The sequence below is a fragment of the Arthrobacter sp. ok362 genome, assembly GCF_900102785.1.
In the GTDB taxonomy this organism is placed as follows: Bacteria; Actinomycetota; Actinomycetes; order Actinomycetales; family Micrococcaceae; genus Arthrobacter.
The window spans coordinates 163,380-180,742 of record NZ_FNGC01000005.1 but is presented as its reverse complement, the minus strand read 5'-3'; the positions used below and the strand labels follow the sequence as shown (position 1 = coordinate 180,742).

Annotated in this window: 15 protein-coding genes and 1 tRNA gene; 10 read left to right on the top strand and 6 right to left on the bottom strand. The window is 65.3% G+C overall.

Features of this window, described 5'->3' with window-relative positions; translation table 11 throughout:
- Window positions 1-399: 399 nt before the first annotated feature.
- Both BLQ10_RS08780 and BLQ10_RS21990 read right to left on the bottom strand, forming a co-directional pair.
- Window positions 400-482 (bottom strand) — tRNA-Leu (locus tag BLQ10_RS08780).
- Window positions 483-545: 63 nt separating this feature from the next.
- A complete protein-coding gene (locus tag BLQ10_RS21990) occupies window positions 546-755 on the bottom strand; it encodes a hypothetical protein (protein WP_139164201.1) in 210 nt (69 codons plus the stop codon).
- A gap of 111 nt (window positions 756-866) precedes the next feature.
- Between BLQ10_RS21990 and BLQ10_RS08775 the strand changes: the two genes are divergently transcribed.
- From BLQ10_RS08775 to pknB, 7 genes are read left to right on the top strand one after another with little or no spacing between them, the layout of a single operon-like run.
- Entirely contained in the window at window positions 867-1,616 is a 750-nt protein-coding gene (locus BLQ10_RS08775) for an FhaA domain-containing protein (RefSeq protein ID WP_091560795.1), read from the top strand.
- On the top strand, window positions 1,613-2,095 hold the full coding sequence (locus BLQ10_RS08770; protein ID WP_091560792.1) for an FHA domain-containing protein FhaB/FipA: 483 nt from the start codon (window positions 1,613-1,615) through the stop codon (window positions 2,093-2,095). Before BLQ10_RS08775 ends, BLQ10_RS08770 begins: the two co-directional genes overlap by 4 nt.
- Before the next feature lie 2 nt (window positions 2,096-2,097).
- Window positions 2,098-3,915, top strand: coding sequence for a PP2C family protein-serine/threonine phosphatase (locus BLQ10_RS08765; RefSeq protein ID WP_091560790.1), 1,818 nt, complete (start codon window positions 2,098-2,100; stop codon window positions 3,913-3,915).
- Window positions 3,912-5,357, top strand: coding sequence for an FtsW/RodA/SpoVE family cell cycle protein (locus BLQ10_RS08760; RefSeq protein ID WP_091560788.1), 1,446 nt, complete (start codon window positions 3,912-3,914; stop codon window positions 5,355-5,357). The genes BLQ10_RS08765 and BLQ10_RS08760 overlap by 4 nt, the downstream gene beginning before the upstream one ends.
- A complete protein-coding gene (locus tag BLQ10_RS08755; RefSeq protein ID WP_091560786.1) occupies window positions 5,354-6,811 on the top strand; it encodes a peptidoglycan D,D-transpeptidase FtsI family protein in 1,458 nt (485 codons plus the stop codon). Before BLQ10_RS08760 ends, BLQ10_RS08755 begins: the two co-directional genes overlap by 4 nt.
- Window positions 6,808-8,658, top strand: coding sequence for a protein kinase domain-containing protein (locus BLQ10_RS08750; RefSeq protein ID WP_091560784.1), 1,851 nt, complete (start codon window positions 6,808-6,810; stop codon window positions 8,656-8,658). The genes BLQ10_RS08755 and BLQ10_RS08750 overlap by 4 nt, the downstream gene beginning before the upstream one ends.
- 6 nt (window positions 8,659-8,664) lie before the next feature.
- Window positions 8,665-10,647 carry a Stk1 family PASTA domain-containing Ser/Thr kinase gene (pknB, locus tag BLQ10_RS08745; protein ID WP_091560782.1) on the top strand — a complete coding sequence of 661 codons (1,983 nt, stop codon included), beginning with the start codon at window positions 8,665-8,667 and terminating at the stop codon, window positions 10,645-10,647.
- Window positions 10,648-10,734: 87 nt separating this feature from the next.
- Here the strand turns inward: pknB and BLQ10_RS08740 are convergent, their stop codons facing one another.
- Both BLQ10_RS08740 and BLQ10_RS08735 read right to left on the bottom strand, forming a co-directional pair.
- A complete protein-coding gene (locus BLQ10_RS08740) occupies window positions 10,735-11,376 on the bottom strand; it encodes an anthranilate synthase component II (RefSeq protein ID WP_091560780.1) in 642 nt (213 codons plus the stop codon).
- A gap of 170 nt (window positions 11,377-11,546) precedes the next feature.
- On the bottom strand, window positions 11,547-12,356 hold the full coding sequence (locus BLQ10_RS08735; RefSeq protein ID WP_091560777.1) for a class E sortase: 810 nt from the start codon (window positions 12,354-12,356) through the stop codon (window positions 11,547-11,549).
- Between the two features lie 178 nt (window positions 12,357-12,534).
- Between BLQ10_RS08735 and BLQ10_RS08730 the strand changes: the two genes are divergently transcribed.
- Both BLQ10_RS08730 and BLQ10_RS08725 read left to right on the top strand, forming a co-directional pair.
- On the top strand, window positions 12,535-12,789 hold the full coding sequence (locus tag BLQ10_RS08730; protein ID WP_091560774.1) for a cell division protein CrgA: 255 nt from the start codon (window positions 12,535-12,537) through the stop codon (window positions 12,787-12,789).
- A 106-nt stretch (window positions 12,790-12,895) separates the two neighbouring features.
- Entirely contained in the window at window positions 12,896-13,501 is a 606-nt protein-coding gene (locus BLQ10_RS08725; protein ID WP_091560771.1) for a DNA-3-methyladenine glycosylase I, read from the top strand.
- Window positions 13,502-14,745: 1,244 nt separating this feature from the next.
- On the opposite strand, the gene BLQ10_RS08720 is transcribed toward BLQ10_RS08725, so the two are convergent.
- Window positions 14,746-15,612, bottom strand: a complete 867-nt coding sequence (locus BLQ10_RS08720; RefSeq protein ID WP_091560769.1) for a rhomboid family intramembrane serine protease — start codon at window positions 15,610-15,612, stop codon at window positions 14,746-14,748.
- Between the two features lie 9 nt (window positions 15,613-15,621).
- Window positions 15,622-16,167, bottom strand: coding sequence for a peptidylprolyl isomerase (locus BLQ10_RS08715; RefSeq protein WP_091560766.1), 546 nt, complete (start codon window positions 16,165-16,167; stop codon window positions 15,622-15,624).
- Between the two features lie 155 nt (window positions 16,168-16,322).
- Here BLQ10_RS08715 and BLQ10_RS08710 point away from each other — a divergent pair, with 155 nt between their 5' ends.
- The gene (locus BLQ10_RS08710) at window positions 16,323-17,309 is read left to right on the top strand and encodes a hypothetical protein (protein ID WP_091560764.1); all 987 of its coding nucleotides are present in this window, start codon (window positions 16,323-16,325) and stop codon (window positions 17,307-17,309) included.
- Window positions 17,310-17,363: the final 54 nt, after the last annotated feature.

The window sequence follows — 17,363 nt, the reverse complement described above, 5'->3', positions numbered from 1 at the left end:
TGAGAAGAATACCCTGTTGTAAGGTCAAGTTACGCATGACCTATTTTTTCCGGGTCTGTCGGGCCGTAAATGGTATCCCGCAACAAAATGGGCAACATGAGCGCAAGTCAACGTTCTCTAAATCGATGGGTTACGCAAATTCCCGGGGAGTCCCCGCGGAGGGCCCCCAAGGTTCAGTCCGTTCCGGGAATTCGCTGCATTTTTGGGCGATTTTGGAGATCTCCCCTCTTGCAGCGCCAATGGCCGCAGGACAAAGGGTTTGTCGGAGACCGACTTCCGTCTGGGACCATCGATTCCCAGAGGCCGGGCCTGCTGACGCGTGGGCCACGGATCCCGGATCCCATCAGCAGGGGGTTAAACAAAGAACCCCGGTCCGAAGACCGGGGTTCATTGAATGCGTGCGCGAGGGGGGATTTGAACCCCCACGCCCTTTCGGACACTGGCACCTGAAGCCAGCGCGTCTGCCGTTCCGCCACTCGCGCGCAACTTCTTCCACTCGGATAGGGCCGGTTTCCCGGACCGCCAACCTCGTAAAAGCAGCGAGATCAAGCATAACGGACAACTGCGGGAAAACACCAATCGAGCCGGACAGGTCCCGCTCCCGGCGTGTTCCCCGCCACGCGGGTCCGGTCGCCGAACGTCACGCCGGGCCCTGCCCGGGTGGCCGCCGCGGCGGTGTCCTCGCACGTCAGGGCGCAGTTGGCGCTCATTTCGACGTCGGCCCGGCTGCGTCCGTTGAGGCCATTCCCAGACACGCCCAGTAGTATCTGATGTAGGAGTGTCCGCTGACAGTGGGCTCGCAAAAAGTTGGAAACCGAGTTCCGGAACGAACGCTGCGCTGCAGCCAACAGGAAAGGAGAAGGACCATGGGATTGCTGGACAAAGTCGAGCGCGGCATCGAAAAGGCCGTCCGCGGAGTCTTCTCCACCGGTTCTCGCGCCCAGGTTGAGCCTGTCGAGATCGCGAGCCGGCTCCGCACCGAGGTGGACAACAAGGCAATCACGATTGCCGCGGGACGCACCTTGGCCCCTAACGTTTTTGACGTCCTCCTTAGTGACGACGACTTCCAGCGCGCCCAGGAATGGGGCACGCCGCTCGCGGAAGAACTATGCGACGTCGTCATCAACCATGTCCGCAGCCAGGGCTACACCCTCCAAGGACCGGTCCGGATCAGTTTCCGCCGCGACGAAGAGCACCGCGCCGGGGATTTCGACATCATCTCGCGGACCGAGAAAACCTCCGCCCCGTCCGCCCCTGCGCAGCAGGGAGTTCACGGCAACCTACCGGCGGCCCCGACACGCCAGCCGGCACAGCTTCAACCCGTACTGGACATCGACGGTCAGCGCTACTCGCTGAACGCGCCGTCGATCGTCCTCGGACGGTCGTCGGAAGCAGACATCCTCATTGACGACACCGGCGTTTCGCGCCGCCACCTGGAAATCCGGACTGGGCCTGGTGCGGCCCAGGCGATCGATCTCGGCTCCACGAACGGCAGCTACGTCAACGGCCAAAAGATCGTGGGCAGTTCCGAACTTGCTGACGGCGCCACGATCATGATGGGACGGACCAAAATCATCTTCCGCCTACTGCCCGCCAACCCAGGCGGTCGCGCATGAGCGAACTGACCATCACGGCCCTGCGTTTCGGGTTTCTTATCCTCCTGTGGGTGTTGATCTTCAGCATTGTCTCTGCCATGCGGCGCGACCTGATGATCGGTCGCAAAGCGGCGGCCGGGGCCCCAACGGCACGCCAAGTGCGCAAGAACCCGGCCCTCGCCGAGCCCCCGCCCGCCCCCGTCAAACAGCAGGCCCGCCAGCTGATCGTGACGGAGGGACCGCTCAAGGGCACCACCATCCCCCTCGCGGCGAGCCCAATCCTCCTTGGTCGGGCGCAGGAAGCCACTCTCGTCCTGGAGGACGACTACGCCTCGGGCCGCCACGCCCGCCTGTTCCCGCAGGGCAGCCGCTGGTTCATCGAGGACCTCGGCTCCACCAATGGCACCTATCTGGCAGACCAGCAGCTGACCCGGGCCCTCCCGGTGGAGCTGGGCGTCCCCGTGAGAATCGGCAAGACGGTCATTGAATTGAGGCCGTAGCCATGTCTGCCCCGGATCGCCCCGCAGACAGGGTCGAAGGTAAAACAACAGCCCCGAAGCGGCCGCTCATCATGCGTTACGCCGCGCGTTCAGATGTCGGCCGCATACGCGCCAAAAATGACGACTCCGCCTACGTGGGCCGGCACCTCGCCGTCGTTGCCGACGGCATGGGTGGCCATGCAGGCGGTGATGTCGCCTCCGCCGCGACCGTCCTGGACATGATCCACCTGGATCATGACGACTACGACGGCGACGCCGGCACTGTCCTCGCCGACGAAATCCAGACGGCCAACTCCCTGCTGTCCGAGCTGGTCCACATCAATCCCAAGCTCGCCGGGATGGGCACCACGGTGACGGCCCTCCTCCTAGCCGAGGGCAAGCTTCACTTCGCCCACATTGGCGACTCACGGGCCTACCGTCTGCGCGACGGCGAGTTCGAACAGGTCAGCATCGACCACACCTTTGTCCAGCGGCTGATTGACGAAGGCCGCCTGCGCCCGGAAGAGGCTGAGACGCATCCGCACAAAAACGTCCTCATGCGCGTGCTGGGGGACGTCGATGCCAGCCCGGAGCTGGATCTCGACACCTTGGCTGTCCAGGCCGGGGAACGCTGGCTGCTGTGCTCGGACGGCCTGAACTACGTGGCCGGACACGTCGTGGAGCGCACGGTTCGGGAGACGAAGGACCTGGACGAATGCGCCGAACTGCTGATTGAACTGACGCTGGAGGCCGGCGCCCCGGACAACGTGACGGTGGTGGTGCTCGACATCGCCGAGCCGACTCGCGATGACGTCCGGACCGCCGCCGTCGACGTCGTGCCCGCGCCGGCCGCCGGGACCTCGACGCCCGCTGCGGCAGCCGGACCTCTGTTTGGTGCCGAGAAGTCCGCCGGCGAGTCCGGGAAGAAGAACGACTCCGGTAGCGACGCCGGGTCCGCTGCCCGGGCCGCGGCCGGGGGTGCATCGGTCCCGCCGACGGCCGACCCTGCTCCTGGGGCCCCGGCCGACGGCACGCCGGCCGCTGCCGCGCAGATGGATGCCGAGGGCAAGGAACCAGAGATCACCACCGACCCGCATCTGGGCGAACACCTCTCGGCTGAAGTCCTGCGTGAAGAACTCTCCATGCGCCCCCACGAACTCGTCGGGGCCGCCGCCGCGGCAGCGGAATCGGGGTCCATTCCCTCTATCGCCGGACGCACCGTGGCCCGGCGCGCGGCCACGGTCCTCACGCACAAGTCGGAACAGGACCGGGAGGACGCCGTCGACTTCAGGGCCGCCGGACGGCCGCGCCGGTGGCTCACAGTGTCCATTGCCGCCGCGATCGTCGCGCTACTTGCCGTCGGACTGTGGCTTGGCTACGCCTGGACGCAGACGCGCTACTACATCGGCGAGCACGATCAGCACGTGGCCATCTTCAACGGCGTCTCCCAGCGTCTGGGGCCCATCCAACTTTCCACCCTCGAAGCGGTGACCGATATCAAGATGTCCGACCTTCCGGAATTTTCGCAGCAGCGAGTGCGCCAGACAGTGCCCGCCCGCGATCTCTACGACGCGCAGCGGATCGTCAAAAATCTGGAACGCACCGGCACCACCGCCCCGGCCGATGAATGCCTCACCCCGTCCCCCGCAGCGACGGCCGCCGGCGCCACTCCCTCCCCCGGCGCAACGGCCAAACCAAGTGCCACGGCCTCCGCAGGGGCGGCCAAACCAAGTGCCACGGCCTCCGCAGGGACGGCCAAACCAAGTGCCACGGCCTCCGCTGGAACGGCCAAGCCGTCGCCATCCGCCACCCCGACTACGACTTGCGAGGTGGCCAAATGACACCCATCGACCCCGTGCCCAGGCCACGACGTAACGTGGAGCTGGTCCTCCTGGTCCTTGCCCTCGCTGTCGGGATTGGCGCCCAAGCCCTCGTGGGCGTGGACCGGCAAAAAGCGTTCGATACCGACTTCTGGTTCCAGTCCAGCCTTCTGGCAGCGGCCGCCCTGGCGTTCCACCTGGTCCTGCGGATCCGCGCAAAATATGCCGACCCAGTAATACTTCCGCTCGTGGTGGCTCTCAACGGGCTGGGCCTGGCCATGATCCACCGGCTGGACCGGGTGGGCGAGGACACCGGCAATAACCAGCTGCGTTGGACGCTGGTTGCCATGGGGGTCGCGATTGCGGTCATTTGGTTCCTCAAGGACCACCGGATCCTGCGACGCTTCACCTATATTTCGCTGGCCGTCAGCGCCGTGCTCCTGATCCTGCCGCTGGTTCCCGGCATCTCCGCCGGAGAAGTCCTCGGTGCCAGCGTCTGGATCAAGATCGGTTCCATGACCTTCCAGCCGGGTGAAATCGCCAAAATCACGCTCGCCATCTTCTTTGCCGGGTACCTGTCCTCGAACCGGGACCTGATCCTGCTGGCTGGCCGGAAGATCGGCCCGGTGCAGTTCCCGCGGTTCAAGGACATGGGCCCCATGATCACCGCCTGGCTCGTGAGCATCGGCGTGCTGGTCTTCCAGCGCGACCTCGGCTCCTCGATCCTGTTCTTCGGCCTGTTCCTGGTGATGATCTACGTCGCCACGAGCCGCATCAGCTGGGTGATCATCGGTCTGGTCCTGATTGTGGTGGGCGGCTTCGTGGCAGCCCGCGTCTTCTCGCACGTCGCGCTGCGGATCGACGGCTGGCTCAACGCCTTCACCGATGAGGTGTACGGGCGGCAGTTCGGCGGCAGTCTCCAAATCGTCGAAGGCCTGTTTGGCATGGCCAACGGCGGCCTGGTCGGCACCGGGCTCGGCCAGGGCCGGCCCAACCTCGTCCCGTTTGCCAACAGTGACATGATCATCGCCTCATTCGGTGAGGAGCTCGGGCTGATCGGCGTCTTCGCGATCGTCCTGATGTACCTGTTGCTGTTCACGCGGGGCTTCCGCGCCGCACTCGGCACCCGCGACGCGTTCGGCAAGCTGCTCGCCACCGGGCTCTCCTTCGCGATCGCGCTGCAGTGCTTTGTGGTGATCGGCGGCGTCACGCGCCTCATCCCGCTGACCGGACTCACGACGCCGTTCCTCGCCGCCGGCGGGTCTTCGCTCCTGGCGAACTGGATCATTGTCGGCTTGCTGCTCATGATTTCGCACACCGCGCGCGGTCCGGTGGATACCACGCCGCTGCCGCCCGGCCAGGAACCGGGCCTCCGCAAGAACTTCCCCATGCTGCCCTCCAAACCGGCACCGGATCCCCGAACCAGTCCCGACGCACCCACCGAGGCGGTGAAACAGCTGTGAACCAGGCCATCCGCAATTCATGGATTGCCGCCATCGCGATGTTCGTGCTGGTCTTCGGCGCGCTCAGCTATGTGCAGGTGGTTGGCGCCGACGAGCTCAAAGCCAACGCCTGGAACAGGCGCGCCATCTTGCAGAATTACTGCAACGACCGCGGCGCGATCATTGTCGGCGGTACCCCGGTGGCTGAGTCCGTGCCCGCCACGGAGAGCTGCAAATTCCAGCGGACCTACTCCCAGCCGGAGCTCTATGCGGGCATCACCGGATACTTCTCCAAGAACTACGGCCTCACCGGACTCGAGAAGTCGATGAACGATGAGCTGGCAGGCAGCTCGGACCAGCAGTTCCTGGACCGGGTGGGCCAGTTGTTCCTCGGCAACCAGCCCAAGGGCGCGTCCGTGGAGCTGACCCTGGACCCCAAGATCCAGAAGCTGGCCTACGACCTCATCCCGGACGGCCAGCGCGGATCGATCGTGGTCACCAACCCGAAGACCGGCGCGATCCTGGCCATGGTCTCCAAACCGTCCTATGACCCCAACCTGATTGCCACCCAGGACCCGGTTGCCGAACAGGCCAATTACACCGAACTGAACAAGGTCCCCGGGATCAACCTGAACCAGAACGTCAGCGGGCCCACGGGCGCCCTGCTGGCGCCAGGATCGGTATTCAAACTCATTGACACGGCGGCGGCGCTGAATTCGGGCAAGTACAACAAGGACAGCGTCCTGCCCAACCCGGCGGAGATGTCATTCCCTGGCATCGATTACAAGCTGCCCAACTACGCGGGCGGCAACTGCTATACCCGCACCACGGCGTCGTTCGCGTTTTCCCTGCAGCAGTCCTGCAACACGCCGTTCGCCAGCATCGCCCTGGACCTGGGGCAGAAGGCCATCGGGGACCAGGCGGGGAAGTTCGGCTTCGGGCAGGACTTCGGCGACCAGTTGAAGCTGGACAGTGCCCCGAGCTTCTTCCCGAGCGATCCGCTGGACGACGCCGGGCTGGCGCAGTCCTCGATCGGCCAGCGCGATGTCCGGGCCACCCCGCTCCAGATCAACACGATGACGGCGGCGATCGCCAACGACGGCGTGCAGATGCAGCCGAACCTGATCAAGGCCGTACGCGCACCTGACCTGCGGGCGATCAGCGAACCGAAACCACAGGCCCTGCGCACCGCCACCACCCCGGAGATCGCGCGGCAGATCAACGAGTGGATGGTCAGCGTCGTCGACGACGGCATCGCCAGCCGGGCGGCCGTGCCCGGTGTCCCGGTGGCCGGCAAGACCGGCACCGCGGAACTCGGCAACGGCCTGAACAACTCATGGTTTACCGGGTTTGCCCCGGCAAATGACCCGCAAGTGGCTGTCACCATCGTCATGGAAGGCGTAGACATCACCACTGGCGCAAACCTAACCAGTCCGAACGCGAAGAAGATTTTTGAGGCGGTGTTGAATAAGTGAGGCCAACTTCGGGAATCACCCTCGGCGGCAGATTCCAGCTGACCACGCGCATTGCGATCGGCGGTATGGGAGAAGTCTGGAAAGCCAAAGATCTGATCCTTGGCCGCATTGTCGCCATCAAGGTGCTCAAGGAGGAATACACGGGTGACCCCGGATTTCTGCAGCGCTTCCGCGCCGAGGCACGCCATACCGCCCTCCTGAACCACGTGGGTATCGCCAACGTCTTCGATTACGGCGAGGAAGAGGGTTCGGCCTACCTGGTCATGGAACTGGTTCCGGGTCAGCCGCTGAGCAGCATCATCGAGCACGAACAGGTGCTTTCGCCGGACCGCACCCTTTCGATGATCGCGCAGACGGCGCGTGCCCTGGCTGTTGCCCACGCGCAGGGACTCGTGCACCGCGACGTCAAGCCGGGGAACCTGCTCATCACCCCGGACGGCCGCGTCAAGGTCACCGACTTCGGCATCGCGCGCCTGGCCGACCAGGTTCCGCTGACCCAGACCGGCCAGGTGATGGGCACCGCCCAGTACCTGGCACCGGAACAGGCCACGGGGCAGACTGCCACCGGAGCCTCGGACATCTACTCCCTTGGCGTGATCGGCTACGAGTGCCTCACTGGACACCGTCCGTTCTCCGGGGAATCCCAGATCGCCATCGCGCTGGCCCAGGTCAACGACGCGCCCCCGCCGCTGCCGGACACGCTGCCCAGGCCGGTCCGCGCCCTGCTGATGTCAATGCTGGCAAAGGATCCGAAGAACCGCCCGGCTGACGCCATCAAGCTGTCCGAGGCAGCCGAGGCCATCCGCAACGGTGATATCGACGCCGCACACGCAGCTGTGCCGGGCATGCTGCTTTTCGAGGCAGCCACCGGACCCATCACGGCCCCCGTAGACGTCCCCACAGCGGCCACCAGCGTCATTGGCTCCAGCGCCGCGCAGGACAAGTCGACGTCCGCAACTTCCGCGCTGCCCGTCGTTAGCGCCGCCGGTGCCGGCGCGGCGGCCGGCCTGGCTGCCGGTGCTGCCGCCGCTAGCGGCTACGGGGCCCGCAACGCGCTCAACCGCGCCGATGCCCTCGCGGCCGAGCGGAGCTGGGTGCCGGAAGAGGAGGAGGAGGAGGAAGACTACGACGAACCGGAGGAAGAGCCGAAGCGCCGCGGACGCAGCCCGTGGACGTGGCCGCTGATTGCGCTGATCCTCCTGGTGGTGTTCGTCTTGGTCGGTGTGGTCCTGAGCCAGGCCGGCAATCTCTTTCCCTCGCAGGCGCCGGCCACGTCCAGTGCCATATCCAGTGCCGCGAAGCCGAGCAGCGCCACCCCCTCGGCGTCCTCCGCGTCCCCCTCCGAGACTCCAAGCCCCACTCCCAGTTCGGCGACGCCCACGGAGTCCACTCCGGCAGCCATTAACCTGATCCCGGATGCCTACCTGGGACGGCCGTACAACGACGTCCGCAACGAGCTGATTGGCAAGGGGTTGCAAGTCACCGGCGCCGAGGTTGTCAACGACGCGACGCCGGGCACCGTCACGAATATTGATCCCTCCGGTGCGGTCCAGCCCGGGGACACCATCACCGTCAGCTACTCCAAGGGACCGGAAATGGTTTCCGTCCCGTCCATCAAGTCGGGCGCAAGCGAGGCTGAGGTCCAGCAGGCCATCCAGGGCGCCGGGCTGCGGTGGGCCAAGGGAGCCGACGTCAGTCCCACGAATAAGAAGGAAGAGCCGGGCACTTTCGTGAGCTCGCAGCCTCCTTCCGGGTCCAAGGTGACCGCCGGCAGCGTCGTGACCTACCACCTCGCCGAAGCCAATGCCACCGACACAACACCTTCACCTACTAAGTCCGGACCCTAAACAATCATGAGCAATACATCCCGCACTCCGTCGCACAGGGAGGAACGCCCGGCGAACACGCAGCGCGTCCTCAGCGGGCGCTATGAGCTGGGTGAGCTGATCGGCCGTGGCGGCATGGCGGACGTTTTCCGCGGCGTCGATACCCGGCTGGGACGTACTGTGGCCGTCAAGCTGCTTCGCCCTGACCTGGCCAGGGATCCCCAGTTCCAGGCACGGTTCAAGCGCGAGGCCCAGGCTGTCGCGGCACTCAATCACCCTTCGATTGTGGCTGTCTTCGACACCGGGGACCACGCGGTCCCCGGTGACCACGACGACAGCGTCCGGGTGCCCTACATCGTGATGGAATTCGTTTCCGGCAAGACGATCCGCGACATGGTGCGGGCCAAGGACGTCACCATCGATCAGGCAATCGACTTCACCCTCGGCGTGCTGTCCGCCCTCGATTACAGTCACAAGGCCGGAATCGTGCACCGCGACATCAAGCCGGCCAACGTGATGTTTTGCGCGGATTCGAACAGCGTCAAGGTCATGGACTTCGGGATCGCCCGCGCCATGGCGGACTCGTCGGCCACCATGACGCAGACCCAGGCCGTCGTGGGCACTGCCCAGTACCTGTCCCCCGAACAGGCACGGGGCGAAACCGTCGATGCGCGGAGCGATCTCTACTCCGCAGGATGCCTTCTCTATGAGATGCTGACCGACCGGCCGCCGTTCATCGGCGACAGCCCCGTCTCTGTGGCCTACCAGCACGTTCGGGAGATCCCCGAGCCCGCCAGCAGCCTCAACCCGGACGTCTCCGCGGCGCTGGACAGCGTGCTGATGAAGGCCTTGCAAAAGAACCGCGCGGACCGTTTCCAGGACGCGTCCGCCTTCCGCCGCGCCCTGCGGGCCGCACGCAGCGGCGTTCCGGTGACAGCACCGACCGCCAGTGAGGCCCCCACCGACCCCACCAACGCCGTTCCCCGGCCTGACCCCCTGGCGCCCACTGCAGCGTTCTCGCTGACAGGGGCCAAGTTCCTCGACGATTCCCCCGGCGGCCGGCTGCGGCCCGCCGAAGATACGTCCGACGACGAGCAGTTGCTGCAGCCCGCGGGCACCGAACTCTATGGCACGGCGGACACCGGCAACCTGCCCCTGGCGCTGCCGGTCGAACGCGAGCACACGCCGCGCCAGAAGTCGCGCCGCCGCACCTGGATCGCGACACTGATGGTCCTCACGCTGCTGGTACTGGCCGGGGGCGGCCTGTGGCTGTACAGCCTCATGAATCAGGCCCCGCCGCAGGCAACCAAGGTCCTGGTTCCCACGGTGACGTCCCTGACGGAATCAGAGGCCCTGCAACGGCTGTACAACGCCGGCTTCAAGCCACAGCTCCAACGGCTCCAGCACGAGAGCATCCCCAAGGGCACCGCCATTGGCACCGTGCCGGCGTCGGGAAGTTCCATGGACGCCAACTCGGACATCATCCTCAACATTTCGGAAGGCCCCAGCGCGATCACCATCCCCACCGACCTGCCCGGCCGGACGGAGGCGGCGGCCCGCGATCTCCTGCACCAGACGGGACTGACCGGTTCCCTCACCACCAAGATGTCCAACAACCCCACGGTCCCGGTCGGCATTGTCATCACCACCAAGCCGGCCCCGGGCCAGATCGTGGCCGTCGCGGACGCCGTCGAAATCGTCGTCTCCACCGGGAAGGTGGCTGTGCCGCAGCTGATCGGACTGCCGCGGGCGGAGGCGGAGGCGAAACTGACGGCGCAGGGCCTGAAACTTAAAGCCACCGAAGTCGAGAATTCCCAGGTGGCTCCGGGGAAGGTGACGGGCCAGGCCGACGCCGCGGATTCTCTCGTGGAACAGGGTAAGACCATCACCGTGACCGTGGCGAAGGCACCAGCGCCACCTCCCTCGCCGACACCGACGCCGACTCCGACGCCGACGCCCACCAAGACCACGTCCAAGGAGGGCGCGGTCCTGGACGGACTGTTCCCCTAATCCGGTCGGGGCTGCGCCGAAGTGCCGGCGACAGCCGCGCCGGCGCGGGCAGGCCGGGTCAGGGCCGGCGCGTCAGTGACCGCCGGGTCAGTGCTTGATGAGCGGGCTCAGGTCCGCTGCCCGTTCAGCGGCGCCGGCCATGCCGAGTGACTCGAGCCAGTTGCCCAGCATTTGGTAGCCGCCTTCGGTCAGGACAGATTCCGGGTGGAACTGGACACCGCAGAGCGGGGCGGTGCGGTGCTGCAGGCCCATCACAACGCCGGTGCCCGTTTCCGCGGTGATCTCCAGGACCTCCGGGATGCTCTCTCGGACAGCCGCCAGCGAATGGTAGCGGGTGGCCGTGAGCGGGGAGGGCAGCCCGGCAAACACGCTGGTTCCGTGATGTTCGACGAGGGAGGTCTTGCCGTGCATCAGTTCGGGAGCGTGCGTCACCGTCCCGCCGTAGGCCTCCGCCAGCGCCTGGTGGCCCAGGCACACACCCAGCATGGGCTTGTCCCGGCTGCCGCACCATTTGATCAGCTCAATGCAGACGCCGGCCCCGGCGGGGTTCCCCGGCCCGGGAGAGATGAGAACACCGTCCCGTGCCTCGGCCATTTCGATCGCCTCGGCGAGCGTGACGTCGTCGTTGCGGACCACGGTGGTCTCGGCACCGAGCTCCTGGAGATAGCCGACCAGGGTGTAGACAAAGCTGTCGTAGTTGTCTACGACCAGGATCTTGGTTGTACTCATGGGTGCTTTGCTGAACCAATCGTTGAATCTGTTAACTGGGTGAATTGCGCCAGCCAGGGAAAAAGGAACTGAACCATCAATACCAGTGCTCCGGCCGCCAGCACCAGCGCAGTCGCAATCCTGAGCCACAAGGGACCGGGAAGGTGGCGGAAAAGCCAGCCATACATCCGTCAGCCTTCCCTGGCCGCGCGGGCCGCCTGGGCAATTTCAGCCGGCGGCCCGGCGGAAACAGGTTGCCACCGCTCCAGCACGGCGTAGGCCACAAAGCGTTCCTGGGACCCAAACCGCGGGTTGCAGCTCGTCATGGTCAGGTAGCTCTCCGTCGGCGCGGCGCCCGGCTGCGTCGGCACCGGCAACAGTACATCGGTCCGGGAGGGGAGGACTGTCTGGCTGTTCCGGAACACGTAGACATAGTAGCCCTCGCGGGTCTGGACATAGATCCGGTCCCCGGGCACCAAGGCGTCGATATGGTCCAGGACTGCACCGTGAGTCTGCCGGTGGCCGGCCACGGCGAAGTTTCCCGCGGCCCCTGGCATTGCCGTGCCCCGATAGTGCCCGATGCCCAGAGTGTCCAACACCGCCGGCGTGGTTCCCTGAACGATGGGGCGCGTGTACCCGGCACCGAACCGGGGAACATACAGAATGCCGATTGTCGCGCCCTCGGCGGGTTCGGGGGCAACGACCGGCTTGGCGGCAACCGCCGCCGGGCCGTTGTTGTCTGCCGCCCCGCCGGCCGCTCCGCTTGCCGCCGGCAGACTGGGCACTGCGGGAGCGGCTGTTCCCGCCCCACGGGCAAAGTCCTTCACGACGTCGCGCTGCCGGGCATCGGAGGCCACATTCGTCCACCACAGCTGCCACACGACAAAGAGCAGGAGAATGGCGCCCGCGCTCATGAGCAGCTCGCCCGCGATCTGGACGCTGCGCAGGAGCAGATCGCGGCGGCTGCGGGCCGTCGGGCCGGATCCCTGCTCCAACTGCATCACTGTGGGTTCTCCTCCTGGGCGATTGCGGGGTCCACGGTCTGGCCGGAACTACAGCTAGAATTGGCTCCGATAAACGAATTCAAACTTGACCAAGAGCGCGTTGGCCGGCGGGGCTCACTTCCCGCAGGATATCAAGCCACGTTGCCGCTCTTGTTCCAGCCGCCAAGGAGGATCAGTGCCCGAGTCGAAGCCGCGTAAAAGGACTGCCCGTGTGGCCCCGCAGACTTCTGCTGCGGAGGCCTACAAGCCCAATCCGGTCTGGTTCAAGCCCGTCATGTTTGGCCTGATGATCATTGGCCTGCTGTGGATCATCACGTTCTACATCACCGAGGGCGCCTTCCCGGTTCAGTCTTGGGCCTCGTGGAACATCGTCGCTGGATTCGGAATCGCGATCATCGGGTTCCTGATGACCACGCGCTGGCGTTCCTGAACCAGGGCCCCGCGGCGCAAATCCCTGACGGGCCGGTACACACAGTGTGCCGGCCGTCGTCGTTAATCCCCCGGCACTAATCCCCGGCCCCAGCGAAGGAATCCAGATGACCCCGGCATTAAACGGCGCAACCATTGGCGACGACGGACTGGCGCGGCCGGTGTGGGCATCTGTTGATCCCATGCTGCGCGAGTACTACGACACCGAGTGGGGCATGCCCGTCCGGGATGAGCACGGCCTCTACGAACGAATCAGCCTCGAGGGGTTCCAGGCGGGCCTGTCCTGGGCGACGATTCTGCGCAAGCGGCCGGCCTTCCGCGCGGCATTCAAGGACTTCGACCCGGAACTCGTGGCCCTCTTCACGGACGCCGACGTTGAGCGGCTCATGCTCGATGCCGGGATCGTCCGTAACCGGCTGAAGATCCAGGCAACCATCACCAATGCCCGGGCTACTCTGGCGTTGAGGGACGACGGCGGCCTGGTTGACTTCGTGTGGGGCTTCCAGCCGGTGGCCACACCCCGGCCCAGCTCCCACGACCAGGTCCCCACCACCTCGGCCGAGTCCATCGCGCTCTCGAAGGCGCTGCGCAAGAAGGGCTTCGCCTTCGTCGGGCCCACCACGATGTTCGCGCTCATGGAGGCTATCGGAATGGTGGACACCCATCTGCTGGACAGCCACCGGCGCGGAACGTCGGGCGTTTGGCCGCACTAACACTGCGGGCCGGTGTAGTCCCCTGACCTGGCCGCACCTCTGCCGACCGCGTGCGGAGCTCACGCAGTGCTCAGCCGTGTGCCGCGCAGCGGAGGATGCCGTTTATCCACAGCTGTGCACAAGTCTGGGGAAACTTATCCACATTGTTTATAAGTTTCCGCATATCTGCCCGCCGCGGCTCGCGTCACGGCCCAGTGCCGGGCGGACAGAAGACGGCGACGGACCCGCCGCAGGTGAATTACACAGCTGTAAGTTATTAACAGTGTGGATTGCTTGTGGATAAGTGCCGCGCCCGGCTCCAAGCCCCAATTTGGCGCCTGGCGGACGTGGACGTTGGTACTCGAACGCGCCTGAACGGATCTGCCGGTCCGGGTCCGCACTCCGAAAAAGTTATCCACTTAGTAACAGTCCTCTACCCACAACTTATCCACAGCTGGGGATAACCGGCGGGACGGAGGAGGCTCAAACCCCGCGGTGGCGCCATGAAGCGGGCGAATTCGCGTGGATACTCAGACCGACAAGTTATTAACTCTGTGAATAACCCTGTTGAAACACCCCCGGCTGTCGCAGGTGCGCAGTTCCGCTCCTGGCGGCTGTGGGGCTCCTGACCCTTGGCAGCAGCGACACCGCCGCGCGATTTAGCAGCGCGATAAGGCAGCACGATGAAGAGTGCGGCAGAGACAGTTCGTTAGGGGCCGCACGACCCTGAAGCGCGTGGTTCCGGCCGGCGGAAGTAACGGACTCAATGATCAAAGTTGTCCACTTACTAACAGGACAACCCACAGAAGTTATCCACAGGTGTGGAGATCAGGCCGGCCGCATCCCCTGAACGCTGGAAAATCGCCAGCTCGGGCGGTCAGATCCAGGTCGCCGCTGTGAACTACACGCTTGTAAGTTATTAACAATGTGGATAACCCATGTGGAAAACTTCCGCGCGCAGTACTCCATGCCGGTTCCGGTCTGGCTTTCTGCGGGGTGCAGCCGGATGCCCGGGATCCTGCCGGCAAGCTGAGTGGGGGCGCCGTCCGGGGCGACTTCGAGGGCCGGTCACCGCGATATGTCGGCTAGAAGCGGTTTCTTCGTGTCGAAGTGCCCCCGGACGGATCCGGACTGGAAGAGAGGTGCACGGCAGCGTCGCCACAAGGGTTAACCAGCAGGGGCTGCCGCTGGGGTGCACAGCAAAGCAGGGAGAGGCATACTAGGGGCGCCGCCGCGGGACGCAGTCGCAATTAGCCGGCGCTGGATTAGCCGGCGCTGGCCATCCGGACGACGGACACGACGATCACCAGGGCAAGGACCGCGGCGAGGCCGATGGCCTGCACCAGGGACTGCCGGGGACCGCGGGGGGTGTAGGCAATGACAGCGGCGCTCAGGGCGCCGGTTACGAGGCCGCCGAGATGGGCCTGCCACGCGATCTGGGGCACCATGAAGCCGATGACGCCGTTGATGGCGATCAGGACCAGGAGTTGGCGGACTTCGCCGCCGCGTTGACGCTGGACCACCAGCAGCGCGCCGAACAGCCCGAAAATGGCGCCGGAGGCACCCACGAGTCCCACGGGGCCGTTCACGGGATATACCGGGGTCAGCAGGAGGAAGCCGACGGATCCGCCGACGGCCGAGAGCAGGTAGATGGCCAGGAAGCGGGCGTGGCCAAGCAGTGGCTCAAGGATCTGGCCGAAAATCCACAACGTGTACATGTTCAGGACGATGTGGAGCAGGAATCCCTGCGAGTGCAGGAACGCCGAGGTGAGCAGCCGCCACGGTTCCACGTCAGTCAGGGCGGGAGCGTAGGCCAGTTGCTGGTAGATCCCATCGTTGGGAACTATCCACTGCAGTGCGTAGACAAGGGCGCACAGCCCGATGATCACGAAAGTGACCACGGGTTTGCCGACGGTCACGGCGCCGCCGTAGACGGTCCGGACTGTCGGGGTCGTGCGTTTGGTTTCGTTGACACAGTCAACGCATTGGAATCCGACGGCGGCCGCCCGCTGGCAGTCGGGGCACGCAGGGCGCCCGCACCGCTGGCAGCGCACATAGGCGGGCCGGTCCGGGTGCCTGGGGCATACCGGGACCTCTGCGGACGGCTCTGCCGCCGGAACTCCGTAGCTCATGGTGTGGGGTTAGAGCTTTTCGATGTCAATGCTGTTGATGGTGACATCCTCGACGGGGCGGTCGCCCATGCCGGTGCGGACGCCTTCGATCGCGTCGACGACCTTTTTGGAGTCCGCATCGGCGACCTCACCAAAGATGCTGTGCTTGCCCTGCAGCCAGTCGGTGGGGATGGTGGTGATGAAGAACTGCGAACCGTTGGTGCCGCGCCCCATCTGGACACCGGCGTTGGCCATGGCCAGCTTGTATGGCTCGTTGAAAGTCAGTTCCGGATGGATTTCATCGTCGAACTTGTAGCCCGGTCCACCGGTGCCGCGACCCAGGGGATCGCCCGCCTGGATCATGAAGTCCTTGATGATGCGGTGGAAGATGGTGCCGTTGTAGAGCGGCGTGCCGGTCTTGTCCTCGCCCGTTTCCGGGTGGGTCCAGGCCTTCTCACCGGTGGCCAGCCCGACGAAGTTGTCGACGGTCTTCGGCGCGTGGTTGCCATAGAGGTTGACGACGATGTCGCCGAGGCTCGTGTGGATAGTGGCTTTTGCGGTTGCGTTGGCAGTCATAGCGCCCATTCTTCCATGACGGCCCCGCCCACATAGGGCCGCACAGTCAGTTCCGCGCTGGGTGAAATCCACTGGAAATCGGTCTGAAGAATAGCCGGTGCGTTCCTAGACACGTAGGCTAACAACAGAACCGTCACATTAATCGGGAGGTAGTTGTGAAGAAAACGGATCGTATTGCCCGTGACCTGGAGCAGTCAGTCAGCACCGGAGTAGACAGCGCCAAGGATTGGGCGGCCCCGCGGGTTGAGGCGGCCGTGAACTGGGCTGTTCCCCGGCTGCAGCACGGGCTGGACACCGCCTCTCCCAAAATCCAGGAGGGGCTCAAGTCGGCGGCTTACAATCTGGCCGGTGGCGTTGCCACCGTCACCCCCCGCCTTCAGGATGGCCTGGCCCAGCTTGCGCCGAAGATTAACGACGCCGCGGAAAGCGCGACGCCGCGCCTGCACGAGGCTGTGGACAGGGCAGCACCTGTCATCGCCAACGCACGCGACCGGGTGGTTGTCGAGTACCTTCCCAGGCTTTCCGACCAGATTGGGCAGGCTTCCGTGGCCGTCCACCGCACGCTGGAAAACGCTCCGGCCCACGTGGACGCCGTCGCACAGATGCTTATTGATTCTGGTGTGGTCCATGGTGTCCAGGCGCAGGCCCAGACTGCCAAGGGACACGCAAAGACTGCACGAAAGAACATCAAGGCGGCCGCCAGCGATGTCAGCAAGACGGCTAGCGCCAAGCTTGCCAAGCAGCAGAAACCCAAACACCGCGGCCTGTTGATCTTCGGCATCATCGCTGCCGCAGTTGCCGCCGGTGTCGCCGCCTGGAAGGCATCCAAGCCGGTGGAGGACCCCTGGAAGGTACCGACGCCGGTAAAGCCTGCTCCCGCGGCCACCCCTGCCGGCGAAACGCTGAAGGACGCCGCCGACAAGGCCGGCTCCGCGACTGTTGCGGCAGCGGACTCTGCGGCCGAGGCTTCCACCGAGGCATCCGGGCCCGCAGCGGACGCGGCGGACAAGGTGAAGGAAGCGGCCAAAGACGTTGCCGACGACACCGCGAAGACTTCCGCAAAGGTGGCCACCGATGCCAAGACGGCCGTCCGCAACATCGCGTCCAACCTGAACAACGGGGCAAACAAGCCGGGCCAGTAGCTCCGGCTGGCACAGGCCGGCTGGGTCGAGGCTCTGCCAGAGGCAGTCCGGCTG